15 protein-coding genes are annotated in these 23285 nt (G+C 42.8%); 5 read left to right on the forward strand and 10 right to left on the reverse strand.

Annotation, left to right across the window (positions count from 1 at the left end; genetic code table 11):
• Positions 1–460 precede the first annotated feature (460 nt).
• Positions 461–1090 (forward strand): response regulator transcription factor, encoded by a 630-nt coding sequence (locus QE357_RS21890; RefSeq protein ID WP_309712438.1) that lies wholly within the window; start codon positions 461–463, stop codon positions 1088–1090.
• A gap of 164 nt (positions 1091–1254) precedes the next feature.
• On the opposite strand, the gene QE357_RS21895 is transcribed toward QE357_RS21890, so the two are convergent.
• On the reverse strand, positions 1255–2631 hold the full coding sequence (locus QE357_RS21895; protein WP_309712441.1) for a 7TM diverse intracellular signaling domain-containing protein: 1377 nt from the start codon (positions 2629–2631) through the stop codon (positions 1255–1257).
• A gap of 195 nt (positions 2632–2826) precedes the next feature.
• Positions 2827–3030 (reverse strand): hypothetical protein, encoded by a 204-nt coding sequence (locus QE357_RS21900; protein ID WP_309712444.1) that lies wholly within the window; start codon positions 3028–3030, stop codon positions 2827–2829.
• Between the two features lie 787 nt (positions 3031–3817).
• Here QE357_RS21900 and QE357_RS21905 point away from each other — a divergent pair.
• Entirely contained in the window at positions 3818–6010 is a 2193-nt protein-coding gene (locus QE357_RS21905; RefSeq protein WP_309712447.1) for a penicillin acylase family protein, read from the forward strand.
• A 598-nt stretch (positions 6011–6608) separates the two neighbouring features.
• On the opposite strand, the gene QE357_RS21910 is transcribed toward QE357_RS21905, so the two are convergent.
• The 5 genes from QE357_RS21910 to QE357_RS21930 all read right to left on the reverse strand — a co-directional run bounded on the left by QE357_RS21910 (position 6609) and on the right by QE357_RS21930 (position 10987).
• Positions 6609–6935: a YbbC/YhhH family protein gene (locus tag QE357_RS21910; RefSeq protein ID WP_309712449.1), complete on the reverse strand. Its 327-nt coding sequence runs from the start codon at positions 6933–6935 to the stop codon at positions 6609–6611.
• A 329-nt stretch (positions 6936–7264) separates the two neighbouring features.
• Positions 7265–8593 carry a DUF6055 domain-containing protein gene (locus tag QE357_RS21915; RefSeq protein WP_309712452.1) on the reverse strand — a complete coding sequence of 443 codons (1329 nt, stop codon included), beginning with the start codon at positions 8591–8593 and terminating at the stop codon, positions 7265–7267.
• Positions 8594–9277: 684 nt separating this feature from the next.
• Complete coding sequence (locus tag QE357_RS21920; protein WP_309712455.1) at positions 9278–9730, reverse strand: hypothetical protein; 453 nt, start codon at positions 9728–9730, stop codon at positions 9278–9280.
• Positions 9731–10151: 421 nt separating this feature from the next.
• Positions 10152–10499: a hypothetical protein gene (locus QE357_RS21925; RefSeq protein ID WP_309712458.1), complete on the reverse strand. Its 348-nt coding sequence runs from the start codon at positions 10497–10499 to the stop codon at positions 10152–10154.
• A gap of 11 nt (positions 10500–10510) precedes the next feature.
• On the reverse strand, positions 10511–10987 hold the full coding sequence (locus tag QE357_RS21930) for a hypothetical protein (protein ID WP_309712461.1): 477 nt from the start codon (positions 10985–10987) through the stop codon (positions 10511–10513).
• 1024 nt (positions 10988–12011) lie between these two features.
• On the opposite strand from QE357_RS21930, the gene QE357_RS21935 reads away from it, so the two are divergent.
• From QE357_RS21935 to fabV, 3 genes are all read left to right on the forward strand, one after another.
• Positions 12012–12785: a LuxR C-terminal-related transcriptional regulator gene (locus QE357_RS21935; protein ID WP_309712463.1), complete on the forward strand. Its 774-nt coding sequence runs from the start codon at positions 12012–12014 to the stop codon at positions 12783–12785.
• Positions 12786–13066: 281 nt separating this feature from the next.
• Positions 13067–14359, forward strand: coding sequence for a PepSY-associated TM helix domain-containing protein (locus tag QE357_RS21940; protein WP_309712466.1), 1293 nt, complete (start codon positions 13067–13069; stop codon positions 14357–14359).
• A 199-nt stretch (positions 14360–14558) separates the two neighbouring features.
• Complete coding sequence (fabV, locus tag QE357_RS21945) at positions 14559–15755, forward strand: enoyl-ACP reductase FabV (protein WP_309712469.1); 1197 nt, start codon at positions 14559–14561, stop codon at positions 15753–15755.
• Positions 15756–16482: 727 nt separating this feature from the next.
• On the opposite strand, the gene QE357_RS21950 is transcribed toward fabV, so the two are convergent.
• The 3 genes from QE357_RS21950 to QE357_RS21960 form a co-directional block, all read right to left on the reverse strand.
• Entirely contained in the window at positions 16483–18045 is a 1563-nt protein-coding gene (locus tag QE357_RS21950; RefSeq protein WP_309712472.1) for a RagB/SusD family nutrient uptake outer membrane protein, read from the reverse strand.
• 24 nt (positions 18046–18069) lie between these two features.
• Complete coding sequence (locus QE357_RS21955; protein WP_309712475.1) at positions 18070–21270, reverse strand: TonB-dependent receptor; 3201 nt, start codon at positions 21268–21270, stop codon at positions 18070–18072.
• Positions 21271–22195: 925 nt separating this feature from the next.
• Complete coding sequence (locus QE357_RS21960) at positions 22196–23095, reverse strand: glycerophosphodiester phosphodiesterase family protein (RefSeq protein ID WP_309712477.1); 900 nt, start codon at positions 23093–23095, stop codon at positions 22196–22198.
• Positions 23096–23285: the final 190 nt, after the last annotated feature.

Below are 23285 nucleotides of genomic sequence, written 5' to 3' on the forward strand. Positions count from 1 at the left end.
GTAAAGAAAACAGCTTTGCTCGATTTTTAAAGTAATTAGCGATGAAACCTTCCATATCGGAGGGATGTGAGTAACACTTGGCGAGTAACTCCTTGCTTGTCATTCAAAGTAACTCACCCTTACCGCTGCCAGCTTTTTCACGGGTAGCCTGTGTTAATAAGTAACTAAAGCTGCCAGCAAAAAGGCTGGCAGCGGCATTGCACTTATTTGGTTTCAAAAATACTTCTTTCCTTATATCAGGCCTTTTCATAAGATTATCCAGAGACTATTCATTCTTGTTGCTGCCAGCTTTTCCGCTGGCAGCATATGCCGATAGATAGGTAACAAAGCTTCCAGATAACCCAGCCAGCTTTTTGCAGCCAACAAAATCACTACTAATTTGACCTTCCTTCTCCCCCCTATATGGGATAGACAAGTGACTTTCTCGGGTTATCTTTGTTAATCCTAATCCCTGAATTATATGGCCATCCGAGTGTTAGTTTACGAAGACAATCTGGCTCTTCGGGAAGCCCTGACGGTGCTGATTTCAGATGCTGAAGACTGTATCCTCGTCGGAGCCTTCGGTGACTGCCTTCGGGCCAACGAACAGGTCTACCGACTGCAACCAGAAGTGGTTTTGATGGATATTGACCTTCCCGGACGCGATGGCATTCAGGCCGTATCGAGTATTCGTAGAGAGTTTCCTTCGGTGGAAGTAGTCATGCTCACCGTTTTCGATGATGATGACCGGGTTTTCCGGGCTTTGTGTGCTGGAGCTTCGGGTTACCTTCTCAAACAAACCCCTCCGAATCAGTTACTGGAAGCCATCCGTTCCGTACGTATGGGTGGGGCTCCGATGTCACCGAGCATTGCCCGAAAAGTCATTCAGACTTTTCCTGCCCGTCATACATCCTCAGCGGACTTAGATCAGCTAACCAGCCGCGAACGACAGATTTTACATTACCTGGCACAGGGACTTAGTTATAAACTGGTCGCCGCAGAATTAATGATTAGTCTGGAAACCGTACGAAGTCATATCAAACGTATTTACGAAAAACTTCAGGTTCACTCCGCTACCGAAGCTATTGCCCGGTATCGTCCTATCTCGTAGAGATACCCCCCTTTTATGGGATTGTAGGAACCTTTGGAACTGATCACATTTGTCTTGGTAATCAAAGAGCATTAAGTCGCTTTAGTATCGTTCAACCTTCTATATCAATGATTTCTCCCTAAGAGGCTATCCTAGAGGTAGTCTCTTAGTTTTGGGGTTGATTATCAATGGTTAGTAACCACACGCCATGAAATTTGTAAAAGCGTACCACTTTCGGGAGAACTCGTTAAATTATAAGTAGCCCCCATTTGCGAAGCTCTTTCACGAATATTTTTCATACCCAGACCGCTGACTTCCAGCATAGAATCAAATCCAATTCCATCATCTTTTATATGTAGGGTTACGTCATTGACGTCAACATCCAGATTTACCCAAACCTGATCCGCCCGGGCGTGCCGAAGGACATTTGTCAGGGCTTCTTTGACGATCAGGTGTAACTCCCGACGCTGGCGTTCGGATAATCCCAGCGGCTGGCTAGATTCAGGAATTTGAATGAACAAACGAGTCGATGAATCAGCAAAGAGTGAATAGGCAGTTTCCTGAATTCGTAAGCCAATGTTTAGTAAAGAGTCGCTGGAGGAGTTGAGCGACCAGACAATTTCCCGCATACTGTCCATCACCTGACGGGCACTGTCGCCGATTCGGCTGAGCCGTTGCTGCACTCGTTCGTCATGAACCAGAGGCACAATCGTCTGACTTAGAATATTAATACTGCTCAGGTGCGAACCGATTTCATCGTGTAGATCGCGAGCAATTTCATCACGAATCCCGTTCAGCCGCGATTGCTTGCGTTCGTTTTCCTGTAACTGCTCAATCAGTTGAGCCTGTACGGCAATTTTCTCCTGCTCGGTTCGGTAATTGGTATATCCAATGCCGGAAGTAAAAAATAAGACTTCTAACACCACGCCGCCCTGAATCCAGACGCTTGGGGTCATGTACGGCGTTACGCCCATGACTAAAGCCACAATACAGCCCAAAATAAAGAAAAAGGACCCAATGATAAAGTAGGGGGTAACGACGTTTCGGATTCTTAAAATCCGAGGAATGACGTATAAGCCAATGGCTGCCAGTATGAATCGGCTGATGGAATAAAATGTACTTCTGATGTTGGCATCGGCTTTACTAGCCCACAAGAGGGTATCCAGTGCTACGGCTCCAATCAGGAATAGCTCCATCGCCCGTAGAAACTTTAAACTAATGGGATCAAATCTGGGCAAATTCATTAATAAAATGACGAATCGCATGTAAAGTAAAAAAGCCAGCGATTCGAACAGCAGCACTATATAATTAGTACCGGGTTTATACGAAGGAAGGTGGTAACTGGCTTCATTCAAGCGGCAGGCAATGGTAATACAGAGGATATAAAGGGCGTATAAAGAATAGATTTTTTTCCGCTGTTGTACGAACAGTAACAACATGTATAGAAACATCATCAGTAACATTCCATCCATAAACAGATGCAACTCTGAAACCGTAATGGAAAGCTGTCCCATACCTTCGTCTTTGTTCTTAAAACCACCCGAATAAACCGTAATTAACACCTAAAGCATTAGTAATCCCATTTCTTGTAAACGTTGAGCCACCTTTCAATAGTAACTGATCGATCGAATGTTACCTTTTACTTATTCTCATCAATCATAAAAAAATGGTCTCAGAAAATAGTTTCTAAGACCATTTACGGTATTTTTTATAGTTCGGATTACCTCTTACGTTTCAGGTTCTTTGGACCGCTTGAACTAACTAAATTTAGCCGTTAAAAACCATACTACCCAAAAACCAATTCCCAACACACAGATGGCGTTTAAACTCATGGTATAGATCCGAACCTGAACAGCCTTGGTTACTTTTCTACTGCCGTGTACTTTCAGGTAACAATGAATTCCTAAAACTATACAGATTAAAATGAAGTAGTTGCAGTTTTCTGCTAGGAAAGTGAGCATAAGTATGTTTTTTAAGTTAGGTAAGCCCATGGGTAGAGCGGATAAACAAAGATAAAGACAAGTTGATTCTGGAAAAACTCTCTTCACCATTTTAACATGTAGATGTTTACTTTCTTTCCTTAATAGAGTAAGCAAGATAACCTTGTATAAAGGTTCGCTTCTCAGCTAAAAGTACATGTAGCTTATCCCCCTTCTCTTCTGTCATCCAGAACGAAGGGCCTTACTAGAGTCAGGTAAGGGGTTGAATTTTAGGAAAGTGCAGATGGGTCGCTCTAAAGCCGTCCCATTCCAAAAGAAGTTCTCTCACTTCGTTCGAGATGAAAGGTCATGAGGGAGTTCAGCTAAAAGATAGCGATGCTTACCCAAACATCAACTGGAGCATGAACAAATGCTACTCTGGTAGCCTTTCTTTTTCCACCCAATACCTCCCTACTACCTGTCATCCAGAGCGAAGGACCTTACTTACCTTCCGAATATCTACTAGCAGAACCGCTTAGTTATCTTCATACTTATTCGTAGCTCTAAGATGACTTGGGAGAAAGAGAAACGGCACGCTGTTTAAAGTTATTAGTTGTGATTTCAATCAGACTACGTATATAAATTTACGTTATTATGCTTTCCATACTGTCCCATTAGCTTAAGCTGCAAAAAGCATACATTATAACTATATTACCATATAATATTTTGATATAATGATTTTCAATAAAATATAACCTACTTCATCGGTAGTAAAAGGCAATTTTATTACTTTACCTTTCTGACTTTGTTCTATTAATCTGAATTGAAAATGTTATCGAAGTTTTACCTCCCCCTGCTGGGGCTGGGCTTGAGCCTTGGTTCGGCCCTTGCTCAGCGTCCTTTTTCGGATCAGGAAGTCAAGGCGATGCGTGCTCAGGCCAAACGCATTGAAATTATCAAAGATACATATGGTGTCCCTCACGTTTACACGAAGACGGATGCTGATGCTGTTTTTGGAATGATGTACGTGCAGTGCGAAGAATTTTTCGAAAAGGTGGAAAACTCGCTCATTAGTCGCACGGGTCGTCTGGCTGAAGTAGAGGGCGAGGCAGCTTTAATCCGCGACCTTTGGTCGAAGATGTTCATTGATTCTACGCAGGCGAAAGCGTATTATCAGCAGTCACCTGAGTGGCTACGCAAGCTTTGCGACGCCCACGCCGCCGGGATCAATTATTACTTGATTACTCATCCTCAGGTGAAGCCCAAGCTCATTAAACGGGTGGAACCCTGGATGAATCTGATGAATAACGTGCCCGCTATGACGGGAAGTAACGTTTCGGAAGCAGACTTCAAAGCCTTTTACCTGAAAGATACGCATGCCATTCAGGGCCGGAGTTTTACAGCCGAACCTCCCAAAAACGATGGCTCTAATGGCTGGGTACTGGGACCGTCCCGCACCAAAAGCAAAAAACCGATTTTGCTTATCAACCCCCACTCGGAATATTACGGTCGAATTGAAATTCAGGTGGTAAGTGAAGAAGGACTGAATTCGTATGGAGCACCATTTCTGGGACAATTCTCTATTTTTCAGGGCTTCAACGAATATTGTGGCTGGATGCACCCGGTATCCCTTTCCGATGCGAAAGATCTTTACGCTGAGGATGTGCAGTGGAAAAACGGGAAGTTGATGTACCGGTACGACGGTGCCTGGAAAAACGTGGATAGCACCCTTCACGAAATTAAGTACAAAAAAGGCGATGGCTTTGCTACTAAAAAAGTGGTTACCTATCGCACGCATCATGGCCCCATTGTCTACGCCACCGCAACGCGTTGGGTGTCTCTGAAAACGCACGAGCCGAATATTGATTTACTAGCCATGCATTGGCTGAAAATGAAGGCGAAAAACCTACAGGAGTTCACCGAGGCCATGAACAAGCGAGCCATGGTAGGCAGCAATGTGCTGTACGCCGATAAGGACGGGAACATAGCGTACTGGCACGGGAACTTCGTTCCTAAAAAGAATCCGATTCTGGATTGGAAACGCCCAGTAGATGGCACTACTTCCGCTACAGAATGGCAGGGAACGCACGAACTTTCCGAGATTCCCCATTACCTTAATCCTACAAACGGCTGGCTACAAAACTGTAATTCTACGCCTTTATACGGTGCGGGAGAGTTATCGCAGGAAATCCTGAAACTTCCGGCCTACATGCACCCTGATGGACATACGCCCCGGGCGGTTCATGCCGTCAAAGTATTAACCCCTTTGAAAGAAGCAACGATGGATGACGTCGTGAAAGCGTCTTACGATCATTACTTACCCAGCGGAGAGCGTTATGTACCCAGTTTGATTGCGGCGTATCACACCTTAACTTCGGACTCTCTGAAATCCTTGCTAAAAGAGCCGATTGACGTTTTGAAAAAATGGGATTTCAAAACAGATACTAATTCCATCGCAACTACACTGACGGTTCACTGGCTGGAGAAAATCATTCAACTGGACATGGCTCGCCTGCCCCGCCCAGTTACGACCGAAGAGCAATATTCATTAACGAATGGAGCTGCGATGACAACGGAATTCCTTTCAGCCCGTGAACAGGTTATGGCTTTGGCTCAGGTAGTTGAGGAGCTCAAAAAAGAATACGGCACTTGGGAAGTTACCTGGGGCAATGCCAATCGTTTTCAACGCACCGACGGTGACCCGAGTGACGATAAACCCAGTTGGGCCGTGCCTGCAACACCCGGTTTCATGGGTTCACTGAATGCTTACGTCAGTCGCAAAATGCCTCAAACACACAAACGCTACGGTGTGACGGGGAACACCTTCGTGGCCGCCGTAGAATTTGGTGATAAGCTACGGGCTAAAACTATTCTGACGGGTGGTTCCAGCAGTGATCCGAGATCTCCACATTATACCGATCAGGTTCGTGGGTATATCGACGGTACCTATAAGGAAATTTATTTTTACAAAGAAGATGTATTGAAACACGTGGAGAAAAAATACCGCCCCGGCGATAAATAATTCAACGTTTTCCCGGAATTTCCTTTTTGGTAAGCTGGTAATTGCTTCTACTGTTTGAAAGGTGACGGCACTTCTATCATTTCCAAAAGCCTATAAAATGTAGAGACGCGATTAATCGCGTCTCTACATTTTATAGGCTTTTGTCTCTTGCCGAAATAGCTAAACGCTCGGTCTTTTACCTAAGCTCTCTCGCCGCCATTCAGAGCGAAGTCCTTAGGGAAAGACTGAATAATTGGGTTAGTTTTAAATTCATTTATTCGTCTCTCACTGCGTTCGAGATGGTAATGTGAAGTAAGATTGTTTCTACTCACTCTTGTCATCCAGAGCGAAGGACCTTACTTATCTTTTCAAACTTACTTGGTCATGAGTAAAAGCCGACGCATTCCGCAGAAGGTCTCTCATGTCGTTCGAGATGACAGGGTTTTAAAGATTATTGATGCAAACGCTTACCCTAATCATTTTCTGTAAGTACTACTATCCAGCAAAACTTACCAGCATTTAACGTTTATCGTAAAATATACTTTTCATCGTTTAAATACCGTGTACTGTCATTGCTTCGTTTGAACGTCAACAATGGTGGAGGCCATTTATGTAATCCTTATTTACTATGAGATATTCCTATAACCTTACAATTATCCTTCTGTATTTCTAAATAGGGCGTACCTCCATCATAATCAGCCCCTTTATTTAGAGTTCCTTCTACAATCCATACTTTATTATCAATCAGTTTGGCTTTATAAGGTTTTGTATCTAATACATTTTCTCCATATACATTAAGCCATATTATTTCTGCAATCTTAACGGCTGTTGTACTGTCTGGAATTAACCCGTCGCTTTCTTTCCATTCTCTAGCTGCATTTTTTTGCTGACAGCCAGATAATAGTATTGTTACTATCACTAGTATTTTAATAAGATTGCGTCGCATAATGTGTTTGCAATGAAACATAACTATTCTTTTTGCCCAGCATGAACAAATGTTCGTTTCATTCACTTAACGCTTTGCTTACCTAAACTCTACACCCTTTGAAGAAGTACCTAGTGTGTAGAAAGGCTTTCCAGTCAAATGCCATGAACTTGGTTTGTTCAATAAAGTGATTACTTCAATCAGGTCAACGATTTTGATTTTTCTAGTTAGACTAGCTTTTATGTATTTTTCTTATTTAGCTATCCGGCACAGCGGAGAAAAACAGATGGCCACAATGAGAATCCGTTTTTCTCCGCTTCGTTGTAATCCTCAAGTCCTTTCGTTACATTCTACTTGGGCTGTGTATTGATGAAACTAACTTTATAGGGGAACTTAGGCGTATCAGACTCAGCCAAGCCCCAGGGATGATTGAAATGTTGCTGAGGAGCTCCGGCTACTACCAGGTAAAGCTCTTTGGTATTAAGGCTAATTGTTAATGTCACGGTTCCCTGCTGAGTTTTCCCTAGCGTACTATACGTTACTCCTCCATTTTGATTGACAGCTACTAATCCGTAACGCCAGCCCTGTATGTTTGAAAATTGGGTACTGTTGAGTCCCTCAAAGTTGACTTTCACCTCCAAGGTAGTAGTAGGAACATTCAAAGGAATGGCATTGAACCCATAACATTGAGGAGCGATATTACTAGCAACCTGATAAGACCCATCACTATTCTGGCTAAGAGCCGTTGAGAATTGAATAGTTCCCTGAGCGGCCCGATCGCGTACGTACGAACCATTGGGAAAGTCCCAGTTCATACAACGCATGGCGTACTCTCCTATTTCGTCATTGAGTTGATCCTGAGAAAGTCCCGTGATGCGTTTATACGTCTGTAGCGGGTGCTCGGTTCCAATCGCCTCTTTCCATACCCGACCCAGAAAATCCGCTCCGTGTTTCGCCTTCCAGTACTCAGGTAGATGGAAAGACTGGTAGCGAATGTTTTCGTGCGAAAAGTTTTGGTAGGAATTACTAACAAAGTGCCCTAAATCCCCTAGTGCGTCTCCGGGATAAAGTTGACGAGACATGTATTGAGCACACTGCTCCCAAAACGTCCCTACGTAGTTCTGATCGCGAAAACCGTAGCCACCATCGCAGTGAACCTGATACTGAAACGCGTGGCCAATTTCATGGGCTAGTACGGGTGACGAACGTACCGCACTCGGACTCATCCAAATGGCTCCAATCACGTTATCGTAACCAGCTCCGGTAGCTTGCCAACCGCCATTGTAAAAGACCATAATCATCAGTTTAAGCGTATCCATTCGCGTGTTTGCTTTCGTAAACTGAAGCGTCTGTCGATCGTACGTATAGATATTTTCAGCCGTGTTCAGAACAGCATTTACATCAAAACGCATGTTAGGATCGCTGGCCTGAAGCGGGTTGTTTCCAAAACCTTTTTGCCAGAAAATAACCACATTATCAGATTGAGCGGATCGTTGGTAACTCCACTCGCTGTTATCATCGTTTAAATTAATGTTTTTGAGATCGTTGGGAATGTACACTTGTTTTCCCGCAGTGACTCGGGCTGCATGATCTGCCGCATGTTGATTGGATTCCAAGGCGTTGTCTTTGCAACCCCAGAGAAGCGTGAGGGCGGTGAGGCCCATAAGCCAGCTTTTCATTTTCATAATTAATAGAGTAGTTATATTTTAAAGTGAGCAATGACAGAACATATAGACAAAAGCCGTTTCACCCCTTATTTGTAAGGTTCGCTTCAAGCAATAAATAAATGAAAACTGATGAGTGAAGACAGGCGGTAAGCCTATGAAGTCTTAGCGTTTGTTTGTATTATTCTATGAAATAATAGGTATATAAATCTAAAAATACCTTTCAAATTCTCCAAACCAACCCTTGATTTTCGTTAATCATGTATATAAATCAGTAATTATTTTATTACTTACTACTATTTATACACGCAAGGGTTAACTTTTGAAAGCAATTGAGGGTCTGATTATTAGTATATTTAATTATCCTATTCCATTAACTAATGGAGTACGCCGAATGAAAGTTTCTTTTTACTTTCCGTATTCATTGAACGGGCGAATTTAATATTCGCACGTCCGAAGCTTTCCGTCTACTACTTTTCAACAAAATACATCTGTATATCACCTTTTGGCATTGATTCATCTCTGGCAGAGTCGAGCCATTTAAGAATTGTGCTGACCGATGCTGCAAAACAGCTCCTTGTTCGCAACCACGATGCGATTACAAACCTGTTCTCACTCTATAAATATTTTTTAGATACTTACTCTTTGGGGTAATTCTATCAACCAAGTATACAAATCTCTATCCTCTTAGTAATTACATTAATCCGTATTACCTGATAAATAGAGAGTCCTTTTTTCTAATAGCTGATTATGTAATTCTTTAGCATAAAAAGCAGGATCATTTTTGAATACAGATTTTATTTCTCGAGCAGGAGGCAAATAAAAATAATAAGTCTTACCATCCTTAAATGTGATTAAACATCCAACTATTTGACCCCTTATTTCTTTAAACATGGTAATATCATATACTTCCTGTTTGAAAAGATCACGTAAGTAAATTTTACCGTTTTCATAGTATATTTCTTTATACATATTTTTAGAAAATAACCAATAGCATATATAGAGTATTATTAATAGTATCAATAACTCTATATAAGAGAAATTAAAACATAAATAAACGATATATATTACTACAAATAAAGAAACTATCATACTACCTACCATTTGTCCAAATCTAATTCCTTGTCCACTTATTTTTAAATAATCATTCATATAAGCTATGGATTACAAGCACCTATACATTAAGCAATAATGGCCTCATCTATGAACTGATAAATAATAGCTGTTTACAATTCAATTTTCGTAGAAACTCTTTTGACTGACAAGACCAATTCCAGAAAATAAACTCTAAATCGCTAAATAACCCAGTCAGGGTCGAACTGATAGATACGTATAGCATCCTCTGTTCTACAGGGTGAGCATACCCTTGTATCCTTTACTTTTTCTATCCAAAGCTCATTCCCCCAATCATCTATAAACCAAATGGTGGCAAATCTCTTGTTAGTTCCGATCCTGCTGAAATTGCAAATTCTTGATCCGTAAAGTACCATTCGTACTTTACGGCTTTGACTAAATCATAGTAGGATTGCTTAGGCACACTAGTAATACAGTGATCACTTTTTTATTTGTTAAGTCAATACTTAAAAACCAAATAACTAACCACCAAAGGAGTGTAAGTACCATCATTGATACGATAGGCCCCATTTGCTCCTAGCTTTTTGCAGTCTTTAAACAATTGGTCTTTCACATACTTATCATTGTCCATACCTGCGTTACCATTGATTCTTAAAGAAACCACGCCTAATCGTTCTATATTTTGAGGAATATCTCTTTCCAATAGAAAAACAGTAACCGAAGATGTTTCTACTTTTGAGCTATGTGTTACCTGAGAATAAGGTTTGATTCGTGAAGTAACGCAAGAAGCAAAGCTTATGCTTATGGCTATTGCGAGGATAGAAAGGTTGATATAATTTCTTTTCATGGCTGGTATTTTTAAGGTTTAGAATTGCGTAATACTTTCTTGATTAAAACAATCTGGCCTAAATGGTAATGGGTATGTTCAATCATCCCGTGAAGATTGCGGTAATACGTTCCGTATTTCTCATCCACAAAAGTCTTTTGCCAAGCCTCCTCCGGCATTTGTAGTACTAATTCAGCTAACGCATCAACATCGATCCAAATTTTATTAACCAGATTTTCCCAGTCTTCGGATGATTGAATGGGCGGATGATCAAAACTAAGTTTATCACTTGCGTTAATATCTAGTCCTCGGAAGACGCGTAATATAGCAGCCACGTAATAGTGCACGTGATAAGTTAAAGCAACAATTGTGTTCAGATCATAAACTTGGGTAGTGGCCTGCTCCCAGCTTACATCCGCAAGCTGATCTCTTAGATTCGAAAAGGTCCAATTACCCCCAAAATATACTTCGCGAAGATGTTTGGAAATTTGTTGAGAAAGATTGATCATGGGATGCGTTTCAACTGAGGTCGATAATTGATTCTCTAAGGTATTATTCTTTTTAAAGATTGCCTAAGATCTAAGTATATTCATGCAATACTAAGTAGTTTGTTACTAAGTAACATTTATTACTGCGTTCAAGATGCTAACTAGGGCATACGAACTCTCTTCTCTGTCATTCAGAGCGAAGCGAAGAACCTTGCCGGGGATTGCATAACTCGTAGGAGAAAACGAAATAAGTAATACCCGATTATTCTTTTGTTGACAGACGTACTTCGCATTCCGATAAGGATGCTGGCAGCGATAAAGCCAGTCACTTCGTTGCCAGCGTGGCCGGGCCACGCTGGCCCGACAGCTCTTCATTCAAAGTGAAATTAGCTCTCTCACTACATTTTAGATAAAGCCCTGGTGCTAGATTCCATCTCGTTCCTACAAAACAGCAGGTTCCTACCTGTCCTTACTTTAAACCTAATCATTCCCACAATCACTCGGCTTCTTACCATTCTACAGCAGGTCTCTACGTTCGAGAAGATAGACAGAATAATAAATCATCGCTGCTAGTAACCCTCTCTTTCTTCACTTCTCTTAGAAATTTGCTAGGTTTACTAACGTTCGTAAACGGGCGAACTTGCCTATAAAAACTTTAATTCCTTCCCTAAGTAAGCTCTCACTAAGTTCAAAAAGAAAGAATATAATTAATATTTGATAATCAAATTACTTCTCACGGCTAGAAAAAATTTACCCTCAAAAAATGCTTTTTAAATTTCAATAGAAGGCTGTTCAAAGTTTATCACTAAAGCAGAAAACAAAATCGAATCTCCGATCGATTATTACTTTTCTTCAGGCTCATCGACGCAGCTACTTTGTGAACATAAACTAAGTTCAATTAACATATAACATCCTGATTCATACATATCTACCTTAAAAATTTTATTATATTTTTTGATAACCTTTCCTCTACCTTTTACATAGAGTTTTGAGGCCAATTGTTTATTTTTAAATGACGTTACCCACCGCATTAACCAAACTATGTATGAACGAGACAGACGCTTACGCCGAAGCCAGAAAGTTCTGGAAAAAAGCAACTCGCTACCAAGATGCCACCGATATTAATCTTGAATTTGAACTAACTCTACACAAAAAATTATTAAACATCTTTCACGTTGGTCCTTATTTTTATTTCATCTTCAATTTAACGAACGGTGAAATAGAATATGTGAGTGATTCGGTAACTCAGGTTTTAGGGTGTAATCCCGAAGATTTCGGCGTTAAACATACGCTGGCTCATATCCATCCTGAAGATTTAACAGTTTTTCTAAATTTTGAAAATACAGCCGTTGAATTTTTCAGCCAATTGAGTCCTGAGAAGGTTCTTCGGTATAAGGTAAGCTACGATTATCGAATCCGCCGAACGGATGGGGAGTACATTCGAATCTTACATCAACTGGTAGCCATTCAAACGGGAGAAAACGGCAGTGTCCTTCGTACGCTGGGTATTCATACCGACATCAGTGAATTCAAGACTGATTCCAAGCCTATTCTTTCGTTCATTGATCTGGATAATAAGGAATCTTTTATCAATGTCAAGCCTCAAACCACCTTTACCCCCTCCAAAGCAACCCTGACACCTCGGGAAAAGGAAATCCTGAAGGCCCTCATTGATGGTTACCCGAGTAAACAAATTGCGGGGTTGTTTAACATTACCAAAGAAACTGTTGACCGCCACCGGAAGAATATGCTCGCGAAGACAGGAGTCAAAAGCTCCGCTGAACTAGTAGGAAAGGCTATTCGTGAAGGATGGTTGTAAGTTACTTTCTCTTGCTCTCTGTTTTTATAGCCTTAAAAGCTTTCTGAAGGTTCTAAAACTTCAGAGGCTTTCTCTGGCAAATACCGCCTACGTCTCCCCTAAAGCAGGTTTTATCGACAATTTGCCCATTTTTTACTTAAATAGTTCCCTAAACACTTTTATTTATAATTAGTCTTAATACATTTGCAAATAGAAGCGATTGTATTTAGATATTACTTAATACTTATCCCACTTATCCTCTCTTTTTCTCACGTATTCTGGGTTTCTCACCATACGTTTTCATGAGCAAAAAATACACGTTCCGTAAAGTACTTAATGACCTGCACCTTTGGGTAGGACTTCCATGCACGCTGGTGTTATTCATCATGTGTCTCACCGGAACTATGTATGTCTTTAATCGTGAAATTACGCAATGGGTAGATCAGGATAAGTTTCAGGTTTCTGCACCCGCTCAGGCTCAGATTCTGCCCATCTCGCAACTGATTAGTATCGTTGAGAAGGAAAAGAAAGATTCCCGCGTTTCGGTTATTCAGATTCCTGAAAACACGAATGAAGCCTGGACTTTTGGATTTTTACCCAAGGGCAAAAAAGGAGAAGGCAAGGAACCCGCTGGAGTTAAAGCCGAAAAAGGGAAGCAAGGCAAAGCTCCTAAAAAAGAGAAACCTAAAAATTTCTGGGTTAATCCTTACACCGGAGCCATTCAGGGCGATGCTCAGACACCCACTGTAAAGTTTTTTGCTTCCACGCTTCAATTACACCGCTGGTTGATGATTGAAAACCACGATATCGGTGGACTTATCACGGGTATTGCGTGTTTTGGCATGCTTTTCCTTTGCATCTCAGGTTTTATTCTCTGGTTACCCGCGAAAATCAGTAGCTGGAAAAAATGGAAGGTCTGGAAAACGGGTTTGGTCATTAAAACTGATGCCAGCGGTAAACGTCTCAATTTTGATTTGCATAAAACGCTGGGCTTTTATGCCTTCGTTTTCGTAACTATCATGGCTTTGACTGGTCCTATTTTTGCTTATGAATGGTACCGCGACGGCTATCGAAATTTATTTGGCTTTAAAGCTATTGAAGAAAACACAGAGGTAGCCGTAACAGGCAACGCCATCGTTTTTGAGAAGCTCATTGCCGAAGCCAATCGGGTTTATCCGTATACCGGAGCCCTTCGCATCAACATTCCTAAAAAAGCCGAAGGAACCGTCTCTATTCAAAAGAACCACAGTGGATTTTTCGCTTCAGCGGGAACGGATCGCATCGTCTTCAATCCCTATTCAGGTCAAGCTTTACTTATTGATCGCTTCTCGGAAAAACCTTTCGGTCAGAAAATGACTTCGCTGACTAAGGCCATTCACACAGGAGAAATCTTCGGTACGTTTACCAAGATTCTCTATTTTCTGGCTTGCCTAGTTGCCACCAGCTTACCTATTACCGGATTTTTTATCTGGTGGAATCGGGGTAAATCTGATAAGGGTAAGGCAAAAACCAAAGTAGCTGCCACACCAAGCATACCTATTCCGGCACGAGCCGTTCGCCGTAGTCCGGTTATGCAGGCTTCTGTAAAATCTTAAACTAGGATTTATTCCTTCCAAAGAGAGAGCATTTTATCCAATGCTCTCTTTATTATTTATACAGGAACTTCGTGAATCAAAATGCGGCTTTCTGGCTTAGCTATGCCAATGATTTTAAATAAATCTTTTAGGTTTGCCGGAAGTTTGGGAATCTTCATTGATTTTTAAAGTACGATACCATCTAAAAATTATATAGATTATGATCATTACCCCTAAAATTCGCGGGTTCATTTGTTTGACTTCTCATCCGCAGGGATGCGAGCAAAATGTGCTGAATCAGATCAACTATACCAAGTCTCAGGGTACAATTGATGGCCCTAAAAAAGTTCTGGTTATTGGAGCTTCTACGGGTTTTGGTCTGGCTTCGCGAATTACCAGTGCTTTTGGTTCCAATGCCTCTACCATTGGTGTGTATTTTGAAAAACCAGCGGCTCCCGGCAAACCCGGTTCAGCGGGCTGGTACAACACGGCTGCTTTCGAAAAATTCGCTCAGTCCGAAGGGCTGTATGCGAAAAGTATCAATGGCGATGCCTTCTCTAACGAAATCAAGCAACAAACCATCGATCTGATCAAAGCCGATTTAGGTCAAATTGATTTGGTGGTTTATAGCCTTGCGTCTCCCCGCCGTACAAACCCCGTTACAGGGATTACACATCAGTCAACGCTGAAGCCTATCGGTGGTACGTTCACGAATAAAACGGTTGATTTCCACACGGGTACCGTTTCAGAAATTTCTATTGATCCTGCCAACGAAGAGGAAATTGCGAATACGGTTGCCGTCATGGGTGGTGATGACTGGGAAATGTGGATCGATGCCTTGAAGGCCGCTGACGTGCTGGCCCCCGGTGCAACAACAGTAGCATATTCTTACATTGGCCCTAAGCTGACAGAACCCGTTTACCGTAATGGTACGATTGGTCGGGCGAAAGATCACCTCGAAGCAAAAGCTTTCGATATTGATGCAAAACTGAAAGAGGTAGACGGTCGTGCGTATGTTTCGGTGAACAAAGCCCTGGTTACCCAGGCTAGCTCGGCTATTCCCGTTATTCCTTTATACATTTCATTGTTGTATAAAACGATGAAGGAAAAAGGCATTCACGAAGGTTGCATCGAACAGATTAACCGTTTATTCCGCGATCGACTGTACACCAATGGTGAAGTTCCGGTTGATGAAAAAGGCCGTATTCGCATTGACGATTGGGAAATGCGGGAAGATGTTCAGTCAACGGTTGCCACCCTTTGGGAAGAAGCTACGACCGAAACCTTACCCGCCATCGGTGATCTGGAGGGTTACAAAACTGATTTCTATAACCTTTTTGGTTTTGAAGTTCCCGGTGTGGATTATGAAGCAGAGGTCAATGAAGTAGTAGAAGTTCCCGGTCTGCAGCAGGCTTAGTTTTACTTCTTTATCGTACTAACGAAAAGCCGGTTCTCAGATGAGAATCGGCTTTTCGTCGTAAAACCCTTCCCGTCGTTCAGAGCGAAGGGCTTTACTTACCAACTAACTATTGCTGCCAACGAAAGGCAATTTTTAAAGCTGTCTCTTAACCCAAGGTTTTTGTCATTCCCCCTCCTGTCATTAGAGCGAGGCGAGAATCTCCCTTTTCGATTAGGGATAATTAGTTTCATCCAAACTTTGTCTCATGTCTAAGTAAGTTCTCTCCCTACGTTTGAGATGACAGCAAAGGGGATGATCGATACATACGCCGAAATGATGCTACTAGCGAAAAGCTGGCCGGGCCACGCTGGCAGCATTATCTAAAACTTCCTCACCCCAAACTTTACCCCTGCCTAAATAAACTCTTTTTCTGCGTTTGAGATTACAGCAAGGGGATGTTCGATATGCCAAAGTGATGCTGCCAGCAAAAAAAGCTGGCAGCGGCAGAGGTCACTATAACACTACTCTATGCAGCCTCTACCAGCTTTTCCGCTGGTAGCATTGTCTAAAACTCTCTTACCTAAACTTCATGCGTAAGTAAGGTCTCATTACTGCGTTCGAGATGATCGTCTACAACATCCATACAAAAAGTGGCTGGTGTCCCCACCAGCCACGATAAATGAAGTACTCATTAAGTCAGAGAGATGGTCACCATCAAACTAACTTCAAACCCATCACATTAACCCTAAATGCCAGGATACCCTGGATTCTGCGGACGCAGGTTAGGATTATTCAACATTTCCTGACGACCCAAGGGTAGTAATAAATGTTTTTCCTGTAAAGGACGGTTCGAACTCAGGTTTACGTGACCCACAAAATCATCAAAACCCTTGGTGGTTACGTTAAATACTTTGCGAAGACGCACCATGTCGAACCAGATGATTCCTTCGTACGAAAGCTCATACCAACGTTCCCGCCAAACGGCTTCCCGGAAACTATTCTGCGTAAACGAGCTTAGAGCTGGCGTCGTTAGCTTCGCCCGATCTCTTACTTTTTTCAGAGCATCATAAGCAGCCTGGGTGGGAGCTCCTAACTCATTCTGAGCTTCCGCATAAATCAACAACGTCTCCGCGTAGCGAATCTGAGGGACATTCAGGTTGTTCTGACGCGTTCCGGGCACGCCCCGTGTTCCGTTCGCCGTGACGTTAAAGTGCTTGAATACATAGGGTGCCCCCAAATCAAAAAGAGCTCCATCTCCATTCGTGAAATAGCTCGTGTAAAAATACCCTTCGCGATCTTTCGCCCGTAAATCTCCGGTTTCGTAGGAACGATAGAAGTTAATTTCAGGTACCGTACTGCCCGTTCCTGAAGGACCGTTGTAAGTAACGGGCTTGAAGTTAGGATAATAATTATCCAGCGGATTTGCGGCTACGACGGTGTTGTACTGCAACATGAACAAATGTTCCGTGCGGTTTTTCAGACTTTCCTGATGGACTTCGCCATAGGTAGAGAACAGATTGATCGTACCGGGATTGGCATTCGCGTAAGTAACTACCTCCAGAGCTTTATCAGCCGCCAGTTTGTAATGGGTAGCTCCTTTTCTCAGCGGGAAACCTGCCATCGTCAGGTATACTTTTGCCAATTGCGTCTTCACCGCCGCCAGATTCACGTGACCAGACACATCCATCCAGGGTAAGCCTGCTGCTTCTGCGAAAGTCAGGTCTTCAATAATCAGGTTATACACCTGCTCGGAAGGCGTTCTGGAGGGACGGAAATCTTCGGAAGTTATGGTTTGCGGTTTCGTTACCAGAGGCACATCTCCCCACAAACGAACAGCCGTGAAGTAGGCCCAGGCCCGGAGGAATCGAGCTTCACCAAGAATTTTTTTCTTGGCTGCTTCATCCATCGTAATGCCCGGAACTTTTTCAAGCACCTGATTCGTCTGAGCAATAACCCGGTATAAGCCATTCCAGTAGTTAACCACATGGGCCGTATTCCCATCGTGAATTAAACCGTACAGGTTATTTAAATCCGAGTTCTGAGCTGTTTCCGTAGTTGCATTACCTGTTAATGCTTCGAGCAGTTGCCAGTTGGAAGAGAAAATACCAGCCCCATCTCCAATAAATCGAAGATCGGCATACGCTGCATTTAATGCCGCCGTTGCGTGATCGGGCAAGGTATAAAAAGCATTCTCGGTTAAATTGGAAGGGGCCTCTTCGGACAGGAATTTGGTACAGCCCGTAGCCGCCAGCATAAGCGTACAAGCGAGGGCCGCTTTCCCTATATTTTGACGAATATGTAATTTCATGATCATTTCTTTAAGTACCTACGATTAGAAACCTACCTGTAAACCAACCATGTAAGTGGTGGGCTTGGGATAGTTATGCCAGATCATTCCCTGCGTAAAGGCACTGCTGTTGTCACCCTGGTTGGTAGGAGTTACTTCAGGATCACCAATCACGGGATCTTTCACGAGCAGGAAGAAGTTCTGAGCTGAAGCGTACACCCGTAAACGGCTAATCTTCATCTTGCTCGTCATTGTAGCAGGGAAGTTATAGCCAATCAGGGCGTTTCTACCTCTCAGGAATGAACCGTCTTTGATCCAGTGGCTATCTACGTTTGTGACATACCCCGCACGCGTTTCGCGGATTTCAGCAATCGGCGTATTCTGGTTCGTGGGTGTCCACGCATTCAGAACTGTTGTGTAACTGTTCGCCAAAGCCTGACGATCTTCGCTAGCATGGAGGTTCATCAACATCACATCGTTACCGAACATGTACTGAAGTTCCAGCGTGAAGTCTACGTTTTTGAAACGCAAGGTGTTCGTCAACGCTCCCCAGCCTTTCGGATTACCATTACCGATGATCGAACGGTCAGCATCCGTAATGGCCCGGTCGCCATTTACATCCAGATACTTAATATCACCAGGTAACATCGTCAGACCATTTCGGTAACTGGTGAAACGAGCCGCTTCCTCACGCTCAGCTTCACTCCAGGTTCCCAGGCGAGTGAGCCCCCAGAACGAACCTACGGACTCACCAATACGAATAATGTTTGTCTGGTTGGTGAAGTTAGGTCCGCCTACTCCGAAGATATCCGAAGGCGTTGCCAGCGATAGAACTTTGTTTTTGTTCATCGAAATATTGAAAATCGTGCTCCACGAGAAGTTCGGACGCTCAATATTGGTGCTGTTTACGCTAAATTCCAGACCCTTGTTTTCCATGGATCCCACGTTTTGGCGAATCGTCGCGTAGCCGCTGGTACGGGGAACGGGAGCATCCAATAACATATCCGTTGTTTTACGGTAGTATAAATCCACTTCAACGTTGATGCGATTTTTCAGTAAGCCCAATTCAAAACCGACATCTGCCTGAGCCGTTTTTTCCCATCGCAAATCGGGGTTAGCCAGACGACTCAACCCCGTTCCACCCTGACGAGTGTCATTAAATACGGTCGAGAAGTTAGCACTTAACAGAGCCAATGAGCTGTACGGAGGAATCTCTGAGTTACCCGTCATACCAAAACTAGTCCGAAATTTCAGGTTTGAGACCACGTTACTATTCTTCAGGAAGGCTTCTTCCGAGGCACGCCAGGCTAATGCCGCCGAGGGGAAAAAGGCATATTTGTGGTTGGCTCCGAATTTGGAGGAGCCATCGATCCGACCCGTTACCGTCAGCAAATATTTGTCCATGAAACCATAGTTCACCCGACCGAAATACGAGTTAAAGGCATTACGCGAAGCTTCCGATTCAACCGTTGGCAACAGAGCTCCAGCTCCGAGGTTATTGAAACCAAAATAATCCGTAGCAAATGTTCGAACGCTGGCACCGATGCGGAAGAAATTCGTTTCCTGCCAGGAAATCCCTAACAAAGCATTCAGCGAATGGTTTTCAGCAATTTGCTTGTTGTAGGTCAGGTAGTTTTCCAGCGACCAGAAACTTTCTTTCCGGTTACGGGCCGAAGCGGTTCCCTGAGCACCAATCTCAAGCGTACGTGTGCTGGATTCGTTTTGTTCCTGCGTTAATACGTTAACTCCCAAAACCGTACGCATCTCCAGCCCTTTAGCCAGATTGATATTGGAGTATAAGCTACCCAGCGTAGTCTGCGTATTGAGGATGTACTTACGACCCATTAAACGGTGAACCGAACTCATGGTACCTTCCGCATAAGGATAATCACGGTTATTGGCATACGTTCCGTCGGCGTATTTCACGGGCAGGAAAGGGAAATCTTCCACAATCTGACGGGCCACGGCATCATTCTGATCGACGATGTTTTCGGACTGGTTATTATAACTCAGGGTACCGCCAATTTTCAGCCATTTCTTCACCTGATCGTCGATGGTTAATCGACCTGAATAACGTTTCAGATAAGAAGTCTTAATCAGCCCCTGGTCGTCACGATAGCCCAGTGACAGAGAGTATTGCGTCCGTTCATTACCGCCACTGAACCCTAACTGATGGTTTTGAGAAATTCTGTTCTGTGTTGATTCTTTAAACCAGTCCGTGTCGTACAATGGATTTCCATTACTATCAAAAACCCGGGGATCTGTCCGGCGTAGCTTCGGATTAAGGTAAGCCCATTTACCGGAAGCCCAACCTGCGGGATCATACTTCGCAATATTGGCGAAAGCCAGATCTTCAACGGCCAGGTATTCTTTGGCATTCAATACCCGGGGACGATTAGGGCCAATGGTATTTACACTCAAATCCGTGCTATACGTCACGGTTCCCTCTCCCGCTTTCCCTTTCTTGGTTTGTACCAGAATAACGCCGTTGGCACCACGAGCCCCGTAAATAGCCGTAGACGAAGCATCTTTCAATACCTCTACCGATACGATGTCGTTCGGATTGATGTAATCAATGGCAGAGCTAAACTGAGCCTGGGTTCCCTGCGGCATCATCACCCCGTCAATCACGTACAAGGGGTTATTGGAAGAGTTAATCGAACTGAACCCCCGAATCCGTACCGTAGTTCTGCCACCGGGGCGGCCTGAATTGGTATTTACTTGAACACCAGACACTTTTCCAGACAAAGCCTGGTTCAAAGAAGGAGCTGGACGCTCGCGTAACTGGGCTTCTTTTACAGAACCTACTGCACCCGTCAAGTCGGATTTCTTCGCAGTACCGTAACCCACCACGACGACCTCATCTAGTACTTTATTGTCACTCGACAGTACTACATTTAGTGAAGTCTGATTACCCACCACTACCTCTTTGGGAGCAAAACCTACGGAAGAAAAGACCAGCGTAGCTCCATTTTCAGGAATTTCGAACCTGAAGCCCCCTGTACCATCGGTAACCGTTCCGCGTTGGGTTCCCTTCAGAATTACACTTACGCCGGGAAGAGGCTCGTTATTTTCGTCAGTTACTTTTCCAGTGATGGTTTTGTCTACACTGTGCGTGTGAGCAAGAACTTCACCACGATCAGTAGCAAAACTAACCTGAAAGCCGACACAGGTCAGTAACAGCTGTCCCAGGGAAAGCCGTGTCAATCTGCCCAACTTTTTGAGATCAAGTAAGGGTTTTAACATAGGTTTAAATTATGTAAGGAATTGTTAATTTTAAAAGGCATAGGCCTACCATGACAGGTACCTAATGGTACTCGTTTCAATGGATTTTATAGAAGAAATCAATGAGAGTAATACGGGCTTTTTAATGATGAAGCCACACACAGTCATCCCGCCCGAAGCAGTTTTCTGTTTTGGATTAAGTGTTCAATAATTTAAATCAAAATGATTCCGTCCTGAGCTCGATTAAGGGACTGGATAGAAGTATTTATTAGGCAAAAGTAATGATTGGAATAGTACTAGTTAGTCTGTACTATAAGCGGGTAAGAATACTCATCAAGGGTGTAAAAAGTTTCATAGAAATGTTCAGGTTATTAGAGTTTACAAGCAAATGTATTTCTTTTAGATTCATATTTCCTAACCTTTTTCTTAAATAATTAAAATTTTTACTAAATATAATCAAATACACTGCCTGGATATTGCTGGCATTAATTGCAAAGCATTTCCTGCATTTTCTGCAAGAATTGGGTTTCAAAGACATTATAACCCTAATAAATTTGCAAAATTGGGGCATTCAGCCCTCTGAAATCCATAAATGTCAGGAAATGACCGAGACCTCCGATTTGCTAAAAATTTACTTCAACCATCCACTGCATTTTTTAGAGAGCTACGTTCCCCTAAAACTCAATTTCCAGTTTTTTTCTATAAATGCTTCCATATTAAATTACTATTCATTTAGAGCTTTTTTATAGTACGGAAAGCCTGAAAATACATCCGGCATATTTTGAAATAGAATAGAGCGTGTATTTTAAATAGGAGAAACGAAATGGTGTCATTCCTAAGGTACTATTAGCGGCTAAAAACTAGCTCAGGCAAAGCTGGTAGTTAATCCAAAAAAATGGCGATTAATGATTAAAAACCATTAATCGCCATTTCTGACTTCTAGCTATTATTTCGCTTGATAATTTCCGTATAATTTGATCAAACGATCAGGGTAATTGGAGATAATTCCATCCACGCCATACGATGCCATTAACTCCATGTCTTTCACTTCGTCCACCGTCCAGGGTAATACCTTGATTTTTCTTTGATGTAGCTGTTCTACCATTTCCCTGGTTACCAACATGTGATGCGGGCTAAAGTATTCTGGCGTAAAACCCAGACGCTTCAGGTTCTCTTCCACCCCATCTTTGTTATATATCAATACCGACAGCGATTGTTCAGGGAATTTTTTATGGATATCCTGTAGCGTACGGATGTCAAAAGACTGAACGGTTACCCGCTTCGCGATTCCCTTGCGGTTGATTACACTCATCATCAAATCCACAAAAACCTTAGGGCTGGGGTTATACTTCCCATCGCCCTGGGGCGAACACTTGGTTTCAATATTGTAAGCAACGGGTTGCAGTCGATTTACTTTAATGAACGTTTCCACACTGTCAATCACTTCCGAAAGCAAAGGTTTATGTACCTTCATTTTTTGCTGCATCGGAAAGTTAGGATGTGGCTTCATACCAGCATCGTACTTCTTAATCTCCTCGTAGCTCATCTGATACAACGCCAGATTCTTTTCTTCTTCTTTCGTGATGGGCGAACCGTCTGGTTTCAGCATAATGACCGAAGACATATAGGGATCATGAGAGACCACTACCTGATGGTCTGATGAAATAACGCAGTCCAGCTCCAGCGTTCGACTTCCCATTTTTACGGCATTGATCATGGAGGCTACGGTATTTTCGGGGATTAACCCCATGCCGCCCCGGTGGGCCTGAACGTCTAATTTTTGTTGAGCCGAAACGCTTAACATTCCCGCTGTACTTAGGACTAGCGTACAAATCACTTTCTTCATTAGCGAATAGTATGTTTCTAAAGGGGTAGAAAGGAGGATTCTCATGAGATTTAGTAGGGCAATAGCTAAGGATTTACTTAAATCCAGTATGATGAAAACGAATATCACCTGAGGCTTTTCATGACCACCAACCTATCTACTCTTCCAAAATCCTTTCTAGTAGCCTTCATTTTAAAACATCAAAAGTAAA

The sequence above is a fragment of the Siphonobacter sp. SORGH_AS_0500 genome (genome assembly GCF_031453245.1).
Classification (GTDB): Bacteria; Bacteroidota; Bacteroidia; order Cytophagales; family Spirosomataceae; genus Siphonobacter.

Bases quoted from the DNA above. Each gene is read 5' to 3' on its own strand.
- QE357_RS21890 (WP_309712438.1), top strand. From the start codon at position 461: ATGGCCATCCGAGTGTTAGTTTACGAAGACAATCTGGCTCTTCGGGAA.
- QE357_RS21900 (WP_309712444.1), bottom strand. From the start codon at position 3,030: ATGCTCACTTTCCTAGCAGAAAACTGCAACTACTTCATTTTAATCTGT.
- QE357_RS21905 (WP_309712447.1), top strand. From the start codon at position 3,818: ATGTTATCGAAGTTTTACCTCCCCCTGCTGGGGCTGGGCTTGAGCCTT.
- QE357_RS21910 (WP_309712449.1), bottom strand. From the start codon at position 6,935: ATGCGACGCAATCTTATTAAAATACTAGTGATAGTAACAATACTATTA.
- QE357_RS21915 (WP_309712452.1), bottom strand. From the start codon at position 8,593: ATGAAAAGCTGGCTTATGGGCCTCACCGCCCTCACGCTTCTCTGGGGT.
- QE357_RS21920 (WP_309712455.1), bottom strand. From the start codon at position 9,730: ATGAATGATTATTTAAAAATAAGTGGACAAGGAATTAGATTTGGACAA.
- QE357_RS21925 (WP_309712458.1), bottom strand. From the start codon at position 10,499: ATGAAAAGAAATTATATCAACCTTTCTATCCTCGCAATAGCCATAAGC.
- QE357_RS21930 (WP_309712461.1), bottom strand. From the start codon at position 10,987: ATGATCAATCTTTCTCAACAAATTTCCAAACATCTTCGCGAAGTATAT.
- QE357_RS21935 (WP_309712463.1), top strand. From the start codon at position 12,012: ATGAACGAGACAGACGCTTACGCCGAAGCCAGAAAGTTCTGGAAAAAA.
- QE357_RS21940 (WP_309712466.1), top strand. From the start codon at position 13,067: ATGAGCAAAAAATACACGTTCCGTAAAGTACTTAATGACCTGCACCTT.
- fabV (WP_309712469.1), top strand. From the start codon at position 14,559: ATGATCATTACCCCTAAAATTCGCGGGTTCATTTGTTTGACTTCTCAT.
- QE357_RS21950 (WP_309712472.1), bottom strand. From the start codon at position 18,045: ATGAAATTACATATTCGTCAAAATATAGGGAAAGCGGCCCTCGCTTGT.
- QE357_RS21955 (WP_309712475.1), bottom strand. From the start codon at position 21,270: ATGTTAAAACCCTTACTTGATCTCAAAAAGTTGGGCAGATTGACACGG.
- QE357_RS21960 (WP_309712477.1), bottom strand. From the start codon at position 23,095: ATGAAGAAAGTGATTTGTACGCTAGTCCTAAGTACAGCGGGAATGTTA.